The 10,914-nt window shown below is 54.5% G+C and carries 13 protein-coding genes; 2 read left to right on the top strand and 11 right to left on the bottom strand.

The genetic code is table 11. The annotated features are described in order from the left end of the window. Positions 1-190 precede the first annotated feature (190 nt). The 10 genes from pdxA to FHS19_RS26075 all read right to left on the bottom strand — a co-directional run bounded on the left by pdxA (position 191) and on the right by FHS19_RS26075 (position 8,895). The gene (gene pdxA / locus FHS19_RS26120) at positions 191-1,198 is read right to left on the bottom strand and encodes a 4-hydroxythreonine-4-phosphate dehydrogenase PdxA (protein ID WP_183584723.1); all 1,008 of its coding nucleotides are present in this window, start codon (positions 1,196-1,198) and stop codon (positions 191-193) included. A gap of 2 nt (positions 1,199-1,200) precedes the next feature. Further along, positions 1,201-2,499: a four-carbon acid sugar kinase family protein gene (locus FHS19_RS26115; RefSeq protein ID WP_183584722.1), complete on the bottom strand. Its 1,299-nt coding sequence runs from the start codon at positions 2,497-2,499 to the stop codon at positions 1,201-1,203. Between the two features lie 39 nt (positions 2,500-2,538). Next, positions 2,539-3,501, bottom strand: coding sequence for a 2-keto-3-deoxygluconate permease (locus FHS19_RS26110; protein WP_183584721.1), 963 nt, complete (start codon positions 3,499-3,501; stop codon positions 2,539-2,541). 177 nt (positions 3,502-3,678) lie between these two features. Continuing rightward, entirely contained in the window at positions 3,679-5,373 is a 1,695-nt protein-coding gene (locus FHS19_RS26105) for a sigma-54-dependent transcriptional regulator (RefSeq protein ID WP_183584720.1), read from the bottom strand. A 238-nt stretch (positions 5,374-5,611) separates the two neighbouring features. Continuing rightward, entirely contained in the window at positions 5,612-6,103 is a 492-nt protein-coding gene (locus FHS19_RS26100) for a GNAT family N-acetyltransferase (protein ID WP_246426830.1), read from the bottom strand. Next, a complete protein-coding gene (locus FHS19_RS26095; RefSeq protein ID WP_183584719.1) occupies positions 6,084-6,458 on the bottom strand; it encodes a MerR family transcriptional regulator in 375 nt (124 codons plus the stop codon). Before FHS19_RS26095 ends, FHS19_RS26100 begins: the two co-directional genes overlap by 20 nt. A gap of 61 nt (positions 6,459-6,519) precedes the next feature. After that, positions 6,520-7,224: an SDR family oxidoreductase gene (locus FHS19_RS26090; protein WP_183585242.1), complete on the bottom strand. Its 705-nt coding sequence runs from the start codon at positions 7,222-7,224 to the stop codon at positions 6,520-6,522. Between the two features lie 205 nt (positions 7,225-7,429). Next, on the bottom strand, positions 7,430-7,831 hold the full coding sequence (locus FHS19_RS26085; protein ID WP_183584718.1) for an ester cyclase: 402 nt from the start codon (positions 7,829-7,831) through the stop codon (positions 7,430-7,432). A 48-nt stretch (positions 7,832-7,879) separates the two neighbouring features. After that, positions 7,880-8,230, bottom strand: a complete 351-nt coding sequence (locus FHS19_RS26080) for an ester cyclase (RefSeq protein WP_183584717.1) — start codon at positions 8,228-8,230, stop codon at positions 7,880-7,882. 113 nt (positions 8,231-8,343) lie between these two features. Then, a complete protein-coding gene (locus FHS19_RS26075; protein ID WP_183584716.1) occupies positions 8,344-8,895 on the bottom strand; it encodes an NADPH-dependent FMN reductase in 552 nt (183 codons plus the stop codon). 193 nt (positions 8,896-9,088) lie between these two features. Between FHS19_RS26075 and FHS19_RS26070 the strand changes: the two genes are divergently transcribed. Together FHS19_RS26070 and FHS19_RS26065 are read left to right on the top strand one after the other, a co-directional pair. Continuing rightward, positions 9,089-9,859 (top strand): ArsR/SmtB family transcription factor, encoded by a 771-nt coding sequence (locus tag FHS19_RS26070; RefSeq protein WP_183584715.1) that lies wholly within the window; start codon positions 9,089-9,091, stop codon positions 9,857-9,859. A gap of 296 nt (positions 9,860-10,155) precedes the next feature. Beyond that, positions 10,156-10,395: a hypothetical protein gene (locus FHS19_RS26065; protein ID WP_183584714.1), complete on the top strand. Its 240-nt coding sequence runs from the start codon at positions 10,156-10,158 to the stop codon at positions 10,393-10,395. Here FHS19_RS26065 and FHS19_RS26060 read toward each other — a convergent pair. Continuing rightward, entirely contained in the window at positions 10,392-10,865 is a 474-nt protein-coding gene (locus FHS19_RS26060) for an MHYT domain-containing protein (protein ID WP_281382592.1), read from the bottom strand. The two genes, FHS19_RS26065 and FHS19_RS26060, sit on opposite strands and share 4 nt — an antisense overlap. Positions 10,866-10,914 lie beyond the last annotated feature (49 nt).

Genomic DNA, 10,914 nt, shown 5'->3' with positions numbered 1-10,914 from the left:
GTATGCGGAAAACCAGCCGCGCCTATCATTGTTAAGACGTAAGTCAGGGAGGTTCCCATTACAACAGTATAGCATTTGGATGAAAATCCGCTGAATTGTTTCTGAATATTTTCTGAACGATAATGAAAGGAACCTGGGAAATAAAAAAGATGGCCCCCATCTAAGGAGCCATCTACTTCTTAAGCTTGATTTATAGTTTCTTCGGCGCCAGTTCAACCGCCTGGCGGATCGCTTCCATCATGCTCTTCTCTTCCACGATCCCTTTGCCCGCAATGTCAAAGGCGGTGCCGTGGTCTACGCTTGTGCGGATAATCGGCAGGCCGACGGTGATGTTCACGCCTGCGTCGAGGCCGAGTACCTTGACCGGTCCGTGGCCCTGGTCATGATACATGGCGACGACGATATCGAAGTCACCGCGGACGGTGCGGAAGAACAGCGTGTCCGCAGGCAGCGGTCCGACCACGTTGATGCCCTCGTCCTGGGCGCGCTGCACGGCGGGCACGACCTTCTCCTCTTCCTCGCCGTAGCCGAACAGGCCGTTCTCACCCGCATGCGGATTGATGCCGCAAACGGCGATGCGCGGCTGCGCGATGCCGGACTTCGTCAGCGTCTCATGCGCCAATTGGATAACGCGGTATACGCGCTCCGGATTGATCATTTTCACCGCATCAATCAGACCGACGTGAGTCGTGACATGAATAACCTTGAGGTTCGGCGCGGAGAGCATCATGGAAAACTCGCTTGTTCCCGTCAGATCGGCCAAAATTTCCGTATGGCCCGGGTATTTGTGGCCGCCTTTATGCAGGGCTTCCTTATTCAGCGGAGCGGTGCAGATGGCGTCGATCTGCTGCTTCTTCGCCAAATCGATCGCTTTGGCCAAATACTCGAACGCCGCGTGGCCGGCCTCAGCCGATACCTGTCCAAGCGGAAGGTCTTCACTAAGCAGATTCAGGTCAAGGCAGTAGACGGTGCCGTGCTCATAGTTCAGAGTGCTGAGCTGATCCTCGGTCACCGCTTCGACGTTCAGGCTGCTGTTGACATAAGCCTTGGCCCGATTCAGAATTTTGGCATCCCCGATCACCAGCGGATGACACAGGTCGTAAATCCCCTGGTTCTGCAGGCTCTTCAGAATAATTTCGGGTCCAACACCGGCTCCGTCCCCCATCGTAATGCCAATGACAGCTTTGGTTTCGCTCATTTTCATTCATCCTCTCCACTCATATAGATCAACGCATTCATCAAAGAATGCTCATTACCGAATCCTCCAGCCTTCGTTACGGCCCAGTACTCTCTTGTATCCGCTCCGCCGCGCAGCTTTCCGAGCGGAAGCCCGGCCTCCACCTCGGTGCACAGCTGCATCTGGTTCATGTTCAGCTGATTGCATACCGCCTTGGCGGTATCGCCGCCAGTCAGAATCAGGCCGTTAATGTCCTCGTATGCGCCCAAGATCTCCCGGGCGATCGCCCCGAGCTCCCTGGAAATCGTCTCGCCGATTTCGGTTTTTCCGATCGAAAGCTCGGCTTCCAGCCGCTTCGTTGCCTCTCTATTGTCGACCGACGAATCGACAAACAATACAAAATGCTTCTTATCCGCTTCCCTGGCCAAGGCGGCCATGACGTCCGGCAGAGCGTACGTACGCTTGATTAGCTCCACCGGATCCAGCTCCACGAAGCAGGTGTCCGGCATCGACCGCACGTTCTCGAGCTGCTGCTTGGTCACCTGCGACAAGCTTGCGGACACGGTCAGCGTCTTGGCGACCCGCAGCCGGTCCCCCGGACGGTCATCGGTCCGCTTCAGCCGGAGCGCTTCCGGCAAAAACTCGATCAGGCCGGCCGAACCGGCCCATACCGTCTTTTTACCCGCACGGGCAAAAACCTCGGCAATCTTTTGCAGATCTTCATCCGTCGCCGCGTCGCATATAAACCAGGTCCGTCCCGATGCGGCATGTTCCTCAATTGTCTGCATCAACCGTTCCGCCGGCCCGTGCAGCTGCGCAAGGTCGATCAGGACGATGCTCTGCTGACCTGCATACGGCCGAAACAAATTCGCGATGAAGCTATCCTGGACCGGCGTTTTGGGATCGCGTCCGAATTCGGTCTCCGAGACGCGCTGCCCGTGAACATGCTGATAACCGTCAAGGGTTTGACGGTTCATCTTCGGATACGCCGGGGCAATCACGACCACTTCCGGCTGATGAACGGAAACGACGGCTGCCAGCTCGGCAGCCACGTTCCCCCGTAAGGTCGAGTCCATTTTTTTATATACTTGAAGATACCCTTGCTGGTAAAACAGATTGCTTGCTTGAGAAACGTTGTCGTATGCTTCCTGCTCACCGGCGGCCCGGGTGTCCGTATCAATAATGGCAACATCCCCGTCCGGCTTGGCCGGAGCTGCCTGGGAATCGAGATACACGGTGGACGTGATCCCGATCTTGGACAGCTGCACGCCGGCATCATTAGCTCCCGTCAAATCATCTGCGATAATGTACATATGCTGCATGTTGAACGACTCCCTTACTTGATTCCTTGTCCATGCCACTTACGCCTGTGAACTCCGCCGCTGCGCCCGTCTTGCAAACCAGGTCGTCAGAAGCGGGGTCAGAATCGCCGTCACAATGACGCATGCCGTAACCTGAAGCGTTGCATCCGCAGCAATGCTGCTGTACCCGGAGTACACTGCGGCAACCGCCATCGGTACCGCCGAGGCGTTGCCTGCCGTCGACGAAGCCGCAATCCCGGCCACGCCGTCGCCGCCGGTCAGACGGTCGATCAGGAACAGGACGATCCCGGTGATCACAACAACACCAATCCCGAGAATGACGCCGGAGAATCCGGCTTTGACCACGTTGGTCAAGTTAATGCCGGCGCCAATCGCAAGCGAGAAGAGCGGGATGATGACATCCTGTCCCTTGCTCAGAAACTCGCGCATCTTCTCGTCGAGGTTCCCGAGGATCATGCCGAGCACTAGCGGCAGAATGGCAAAGACAAACGCCATAATCGGGAAGCTGGCCAGGCCGGCGACGCCAAGAATGAGCATCGTAAAGAACGGGCCGGATTCCAGAGACATGATCGAATACGCGGCGACGTCTTCCTTTTTCTTGCCGAGCTGACCCATCAGCGCCATGTACAGGCCGCCGTTGGTGTCGGAGAATGCCGCGATGATGGCCAGAGCCGACAGTCCCAGAAATAGATTGTTCTGGTCCGGGAAAATCGCTTTGATCAGCAGGGCGATCAAGAAGGTCGTACCGATTTTACCTGCCCAAAGGCTGACGCCCTTCTTCAAAATGTAACCGGTTGCCTGAAACCGAATCGTCGATCCCAAGCAAATATAAAAGGCGGCAAGCAGCGCGGATGTGCCTGTCAACAGACCGCCTGTAAACGAGCTTTTGAATTCCGGCATATCGAATACTTGCGGAAAGAACGTCCGAATCAGGGCGCCGATCAGCAAAGGGATCAACATCATCCCGCCGGGGACTTTGTCAATGGCTGCCTTTATTTTCATGGCTGTGTCATCTCCTGTGTTGTAAATTTAAACAGTTTGTTCTGTAAAAGCGATTACAAAAAACGATTACATCGATTATGATAAACGTTTACAAAAAATAATGCAACACTTTTTAGCTAAATAAAATTCATTTAACTAAAAGTGTTGCATATTTAAACAATCTGTGGCGAATCCATATTAGTCCTTTAGCTTTCTCCATAATGTCGACCGGTTAATGTTCAGGCGCTTCGCCGCCTTGGTTTGGTTGAAGCCTTCCTGCTCGAGCACCTTCTCAATGATCGCCTTCTCGATCTGTTCCAGCGTGCCGTTCAGCAGATCTCCGCCGATCGCTCCGGCAGCCTCGCCTTTTCGCTGCAGCAGCTGTTCGATCAAGGCATGCTCAATGACGTACCCTTTCTCCAAAAGCACCGCCTCCTGAAGCAGCGCCCGCAGTTCCGATACGTTGCCCGGCCAGCCGTAGTCCACTAACAGGGCCAGTCCCTTGTCCGTCATTTTAATAGGCGAGGTGCCCTGCGTTTGGTTAAAATACAGCAAAAACGAGGTAACCAGCTCCCGGATATCCTCTTTTCGCTCCGCCAGCGCAGGTACATGAATCCGGGCGATCCCGTCCTCATAGGTTCCCCACAAATGCTGCTCCTCAACCATCGTGAAGATGAGGGCAATTCCCCTTCCCTGAAAAGCGTTCATCCTCCGCCACAGCTCTGCCTTCAGGCCGCTATCCATCATATCGAGCGCGTGGATATGGAGCGTCTTGATCTCCGTGTCGACTTCTTCGGGATCAAGGACCAGCATATCGGCCGCCTGGACGGAGGCGAGCAGGCCCTCCCCGCCAAACTTGCGGTCATGAATATAACGTGCGATCAATTCCTTGCCGGCCCCCCTCGGCCCGATCAGCACAAACCGGGATGCGGAGAGGCAACGGTCGATCATCGACAAACAAGCGTCCATCGCTTCGCTCTGATGAATGATCAGCGGCGGCGTGCCCGTCTTCACCTGCAAAACCGCCTCGGCCGGCGAATTCATATGGACGCGCAAAAATTCGCACACCCAATAAGCCCCATTTTCCACCGTGACCCGGGTTTTGACGATCTTCAGCGGCCTGCCATCCGCATCGCTCGCATGGCTGGTTTCCCGGACCGCTGCCGTCTCCCGGAAAGCGTGGCGATCCAAGCCGACATGCGGGACGGGACGGGAATCAAAATGCTTCCACTGCTCATACACCACCTGCCCGTTCTCCGCCAGGACCATCACATCCCCTGCCGTAACCTGCAGCACGGCTTTGAGCCTTTCGATTTCCTGCCGGTTCTTCATCATCCAGCGGGAGACGGTCTTCGCCTCCTGAAAGGCATCAAAGATCGCTTCCCGCCCGGACTGGATCAGAATGCCCACAAGCCCCAGCCGGGACGCCGTTTCGAAGGTCACCACATCCCCCATAATCAGCTGGTAGCCTTCCTCCTTGAGCCTTCTGAGCAGGCTCTCCGTCTCGTCCTCGTCATGAATCGTGAAAATATCGATCGGAATTTCCAGCAAATCGATGATGGCCTTGGCGCCGAGGGTGATGGCGGGAAAGCCGACAATCGCCTTTTTCCGCGGAAAATCGTTCGCCAGCGTTAATACCCGCAGCATGTCATAGCCGGATACATGCACGTCGACGACGGGGATATCGACGGCCTCCCCGATCAGCTTGGCCGTTCCGCCGCGGCTGATGATGACGTCGACCCCTTCGGCCTCCGCCTGCTTGGCGATGGCAACCCCCTCTTGAAGATTTCCGACCCGGATCTGAAGGTCCAAATCCTTCTCTTCCGCACGGCATGTCTCGATCAAGTTTTCCATGGCTGCATATGGAGCTATAAACAGGGCTTTTATTCTCATCTGATCCCACACCTATATTCCTTTAAGATTGTAGTTCAGTCATAGCATATAATCGGGTGGTATGCAATTTTAGTCTTGTCTGCCGGTCGTTTGGGGAAGGCGACGCCAGGGAAAGGTCATTTTATTGGGGAGGGAATTCAGAGCCAACAGCTGCAGCCGCGTTTGAAAAAAATACGGCACAAGCCAATGGATCGCCTGCGCCGCAAGGAACTTTATTCATTTCTTCTCTATGCTCTCCCTATGATATCCCGAGCACCAGAATGTGCTGCGGACCCGCCGGCCCGATCCGGGTGCGTCCCTCATCACGGAAACCCGCTTTGAGATAGACATGACGCGCGGCAGTGTTTCTCATATTCACGGCAAGGACCACTTCATCAGCCGTCGGGAAATGCTGCTTGACAAACTCCTTCAGGCCGAGCAGGGACTGCGTCGCGTAACCTTGTCCCTGGTGCCTGTGATCAATAGAGAATGCCCGCAGCAGCAGGGCATTGGGGTTATCCGAGTACTGCCCCCGGTCTTCCCCTTCGTCCAGAATGAAAAAGCCGACCGGCTCTTCATCCCCCAAAATGACGATCGGATGCCGCTCCTTCCGCTCCAGCGCGTTCTGTATGACTTCAAACGGTAGCGCGGTGAATTCATGCTGCTCCTCAGGCAGCGTAAAAGCTTCTAGTCCAGCCTCATAATCCCGGTGATATAGGGCGAGCCTGACGTTACTCATGGTGTTTTTCATCGGAGTCTCCTTGGGCCATGTCTTGATAAAGACCGATTTTGCGGTCCAGCATAGCCTCATATTTCTTAAACCGGGCCATTTGCTCCAGGACGTGCTGCCTTTGTTCCCGGAGCCGCTCCAGCCGCTCCTCAATGGTGGTCGCCTGGTTGACGAATCGTTTAATGTCGGCAATGCCCATCCCCGTTTCCCGCAAGCAGCAGATGAACTCCAGCGCTTCGATATCTTTGGCTTCGTACAGGCGGATGCCGCTTTCGGTGCGCTGAACGCCCGGCATGATGCCTTCTTTTTCATAATACCGCAGCGTATGGATCGACAAACCGGTATGGGCCGACACTTCCCCGATCGAGTAGCTCATACCTCCAAATCCCTCCTAAGCGAAGGCCCACCTGACGACAGGTGAGCCATGGTTATTCGTATTATAATTCCTGCCTGGTGGGCCTTACAATCATTTCATTGACGGCCGTTTGCGGCGGCTGGGATATGGCGTAGGCAATAGCGTGGGCGATGGCCTCCGGGGTCAAGGCGATGTCCATGGAAGCCTCGATGTCCCGCTTCACTTCTTCGTTCGTAATCGTGTGCACCAGCTCGGTGTCGACGCCTCCCGGACAAATAATCGTCGTGCGGATGTTGTTCTCAGCCTCTTCTTGACGCAGCGCTTCGGTGATCGCCCGAACGGCGAATTTGGTGCCTGAGTAAACCGCCCACGTTTTGCGGACGATGTGTCCGGTCACCGACGAGACGTTGATGATGTGCCCCTGCCGGCGCTCCCGCATATGCGGCAGCACAGTCCCGATCCCATAGAGCACACCTTTGATGTTCACATCGATCATCCGGTCCCACTTGATCCCTGCGTTGTTCACCAGCACGTCGATTTGTCCGAATGTATCGAGGGCGAGCCGGGCCAAAACCTCCATCTGCGCCTCCACGCTCACATCCGTTACTTGATAGACCGCTGTACCTCCTTCCTGCTCAATCGCCAACTTGAGCTGCTCTAACCGTTCTCCGCGTCTTGCTGCGAGCACCATCCGGGCTCCGCTTCGGGCGAGGACCCTCGCCGTCGCTTCTCCGATGCCGCTGGAGGCTCCTGTTAAAATAACCACTTTTCCTTGCAACGCATTCATAATCATGGGTACCATCCTTTCTTTACGGGTAAGATGGTTCCCAGTATAGGACCTCGAGCGCGCTCAAGGTCAAGGCTTTCCGGGGATAGGAAAAGACCGGTATCCACCGCCTAGAATCCAGCGGGTACCGATCTAAAGATACTGCGTTTATGAGGTTGTAAACTGGATACGTTTTGGGATCCATTTCCCTACAGAAGGTTTAGATTTATCCCGCCTGAATCTGGCTCCACATCGTCACCATGTCGATCCAGCCGCGATGCTCCGCGATTTTGCCGTCTCTAAGGCGGTATTGGCGGTACAGCGTCACGTTCATCGTGCGTCCGGTCGGTGCAGTGCCGAAGAACACACCCCGATGGGTGCCCCGGACCGTCATCCGAACGAGAACCTTGTCGTCCTCGGCGATGATTTCCTCTACCTCATACTGCTTATCGGGAAAAGCCTCCAGAATTTTAGCAGCAAACTGCTTCAATCCTTCTTTCGATTGATAACTGAGCTCCAGGTAATCTTCTGTCGTAAAGGTATCCGCCGCACTTAGATCGTTACCGTTCCAGAACGCCCGAATAAAAGCTTCAACCACCTCGGTATTTTTTTGCTCCGTCGTTGTCATATGATCCATCTCCTCTGATTTATGTTTGGTGTATCGTACCAGGTGACGTCAGGCACCAGCTTGCAGTTGGGGGAGCAGCGTACCGGTGTCATACCATCCGAAGCGATGAACGATCCGCCCATCGTTCACCGTGAACTCGTGGAACTGCGTGATGCGCACCATCCTTCCCGTGGCTGGGTTCCCCGCAAATGTTCCGGTGTGCTTGCCGGTGATGACAATCCTTGCAATAACCTCCTCTCCCTGGACCATCACGTCATCCACTTCGTATTGCCGGTCTGTGAATGCCTCTTCCAGCTGGCCGATAAACCCTTGCCCCGATTGACTCAACGCCCCTTCCCTCCATGCCTCTTCAATCCATTTTACTGCCGCTTCCACCTGCTGCTGCCGCGTTGTGTTCATAACGATCCGTCTCCTTTTGGGTTGTCATATTCAAATCCTCCGGTGCGCATCATGCAATGGTAAAATGTATAATGTTACTTTTCGGTCACGTATTGTATAAAAAAATATACTGTCTATCCGGTTACAACTACCGTCCCAGCTGAAAGCAGCCGGGTCATCTTAATCAACTGCCCCAGTACTGCGGCAGCCCGCTCCCTCACGCCCGCATCCAAAGGCACGCCATCCGGAGCAAAATCATTCGAACCGTACCCTACGGAAATCCATTCCGCACAATTGACGCCATGCAGGTTGCGGACGATCGTCTGTAGATGCGTTAGCGAGCTGATGCCGAGCGGTCCGCCTGCCGAGCTTACGGAAAGAACCGGCTTGCCTTCCACATGTCCCGGCGTCAAATAATCCAGGGCATTCTTCAGCGCACCCGAGATAGATCCGTGGTATTCCGGTGTGGCCACAATCAGTGCATCCGCATTAACGATCTCATTTTGAAGCCGTAAGGCCCCCGGATTTTGCCCTGATTCCGGCGAATAAAGCGGCAGTTGTAGCTCCCTGATATCCACGAAGGAGACCGTAATTCCGTCGCTGACCAGCAGGCTCTCCAGATAACGAAGGAGCCTGGTGCTTACAGATCCTGAATTGTTGCTTCCGGCAATCAAAGTCATTTTCATTTCATACATCTCCTTTGGATTCCCCTGCGCTGCATCAGCACGTAAACGACTGCCGGCTGACAAACGATTCGGGGTATGATAATATGTGACTATATTGTCACTCTTGATGAGATTATAATACGTTACTATATGGTAACATGTCAAGGGCACTGTTCCATTTTTTTATGTGCATACGGCAAAGGAGGTGTCACGATTGGAGGACAATCTAGTATTTAAAGCGCTCGCCGACCCCACGCGCCGTACCCTTCTGGACCTGCTGCAGGCGCATGACGGACGGACGCTGAACGACTTGTGCGCCCCGCTCGACATGTCCAGGTTCGGCGTGATGAAGCATTTGAACCTGCTGGAGGAAGCCGGACTCATTACGACAAGGAAGGTCGGCCGGGAGAAGCTGCATTACCTTAACGCCGTACCCATCCGCCAAATATACGAACGTTGGGTCAGCAAATACGCCGAACCATGGGCGGCGGGATTAACATCACTTCAATTCGAATTGGAGCGTGAGACGCAAATGGAGTCCCAACCGAAGCATGTCAACCGGATCGCCATCAAATCGAGTCCCGAGCAAGTGTGGCAGGCGATTACCGACCCGGCCAAAACGTCCAAGTTTTGGTTCAATTGTGCCATTCAATCCTCCTGGGAAATCGGCTCTTCCTTTGAACTCCTGGGCCCCGAGGGGGAAAAGAAGGTCAAGGGGGTCATCCTTGAACTGGATCGCCCGCATAAGCTGGCCGTGAGCTGGCAGTTTGTGAATTTGCCGGGCACGGAGAACGATACGCCTTCCCGCGTCACGTGGGAGATCGCTCAGCATGCAGAAATGCCCGGCGTCACACTCGTTACGGCCATTCATGACGATTTCGAACAGGCGCTCCCTACCGCGGGCGTGCTGGAGAACGGCCTGCCGCTGGTCCTCTCCGGAATGAAAACGTTCCTGGAAACGGGGTCTACGCTGGCGGATATGTAAGGAGTTTCAGCAGGTAGCGAAAAGGCAGAATCTCACCTCGTACCGCCAAGCTTTAAGTATGAGGCAGCCTAAGGCCCAGTCGCGACTGTCCGCGAGTGGGTTTTTTTGCGCCATCTGATCGACAAGCATTTTAATCCAAGCCCATAGCTGGATTTCTCAGAGATACTCTAACTTTTGTGTCTTCCAAGCGTTGTTATAAATAGATGGTAGCATGCGTCCATTATAGGCTGTGTGAATTCCACCCTGCTTATATAGCAGATAACCGAAAGCGATGGAGAAGGGAGCTGAATGCTTTGATGAGCGGTGGTAGCATGATAGGTTTAGGCGGCGTAGTGGCGGTCCTGGTAATGTGGGGAGTTTGTGCAGTCATTTTCTTTTTGCTGGTCCGGCTGGCCGTGGACAAATCCAATATGCGCACCGAGCTGCGGCATTTACGCCGGGAGGTTCGAGAGCTGAAATCCTTGGTACAGAACCAGCGGAACGATTCTATCAACCATGTTGAGAATTTCTCCTATAACCATCCCGAAGATGATTAAGTTAATGGAACATTAAATCTCCAGGTCACCAAAAAAAATAGCCTGTAAAAAAAGGGATGCCAGCTACAACCGGCATCCCCCATGATCAGAGCCGAAGCCCACTTCCACCAGCTGACCTCGGTATGATCGCGAAATCGGAGGAACAGCAGCAGCGCCACGTAAGAAGCCGCTAGCGCAATGCCTGCTGAAAGCAGCCAGTACGACCAGTCATAGGTAATCTCGGCCGGAAGACGCATGGCGGCCATCCCCGTGTAGTGCATCGCCACGATGCCGCTGCCCATGCAGAACCCGCTCAAGGCAAACTTGCCCCAGTTCACACCTTTGGACAGCAGCATTTGAAAGGCAATAAAAGACGCCACAATGCTGCACAGCATCGATATCAGCGTAATCGGAATATCGTAATTGACAGGCACGTTCAAATGGAAGGCAAGCATACCGATGAAATGCATGGACCATACTCCGCTGCCCATGACGCATGAGCCGGCTGCCAGCCACCATTTCTGCGTCCTGCCCCGCGAC

It is taken from the genome of Paenibacillus rhizosphaerae (genome assembly GCF_014192015.1).
Lineage (GTDB): Bacteria > Bacillota > Bacilli > Paenibacillales > Paenibacillaceae > Paenibacillus_AQ > Paenibacillus_AQ rhizosphaerae.
Note: the sequence above shows the minus strand (reverse complement) of the source record. Positions and strands in the feature narration are given on the sequence as shown.

Bases quoted from the DNA above. Each gene is read 5' to 3' on its own strand.
- pdxA (WP_183584723.1), bottom strand. From the start codon at position 1,198: ATGAGCGAAACCAAAGCTGTCATTGGCATTACGATGGGGGACGGAGCC.
- FHS19_RS26115 (WP_183584722.1), bottom strand. From the start codon at position 2,499: ATGCAGCATATGTACATTATCGCAGATGATTTGACGGGAGCTAATGAT.
- FHS19_RS26110 (WP_183584721.1), bottom strand. From the start codon at position 3,501: ATGAAAATAAAGGCAGCCATTGACAAAGTCCCCGGCGGGATGATGTTG.
- FHS19_RS26105 (WP_183584720.1), bottom strand. From the start codon at position 5,373: ATGAGAATAAAAGCCCTGTTTATAGCTCCATATGCAGCCATGGAAAAC.
- FHS19_RS26100 (WP_246426830.1), bottom strand. From the start codon at position 6,103: ATGAAAAACACCATGAGTAACGTCAGGCTCGCCCTATATCACCGGGAT.
- FHS19_RS26095 (WP_183584719.1), bottom strand. From the start codon at position 6,458: ATGAGCTACTCGATCGGGGAAGTGTCGGCCCATACCGGTTTGTCGATC.
- FHS19_RS26090 (WP_183585242.1), bottom strand. From the start codon at position 7,224: ATGAATGCGTTGCAAGGAAAAGTGGTTATTTTAACAGGAGCCTCCAGC.
- FHS19_RS26085 (WP_183584718.1), bottom strand. From the start codon at position 7,831: ATGACAACGACGGAGCAAAAAAATACCGAGGTGGTTGAAGCTTTTATT.
- FHS19_RS26080 (WP_183584717.1), bottom strand. From the start codon at position 8,230: ATGAACACAACGCGGCAGCAGCAGGTGGAAGCGGCAGTAAAATGGATT.
- FHS19_RS26075 (WP_183584716.1), bottom strand. From the start codon at position 8,895: ATGAAAATGACTTTGATTGCCGGAAGCAACAATTCAGGATCTGTAAGC.
- FHS19_RS26065 (WP_183584714.1), top strand. From the start codon at position 10,156: ATGAGCGGTGGTAGCATGATAGGTTTAGGCGGCGTAGTGGCGGTCCTG.
- FHS19_RS26060 (WP_281382592.1), bottom strand. From the start codon at position 10,865: ATGGGCAGCGGAGTATGGTCCATGCATTTCATCGGTATGCTTGCCTTC.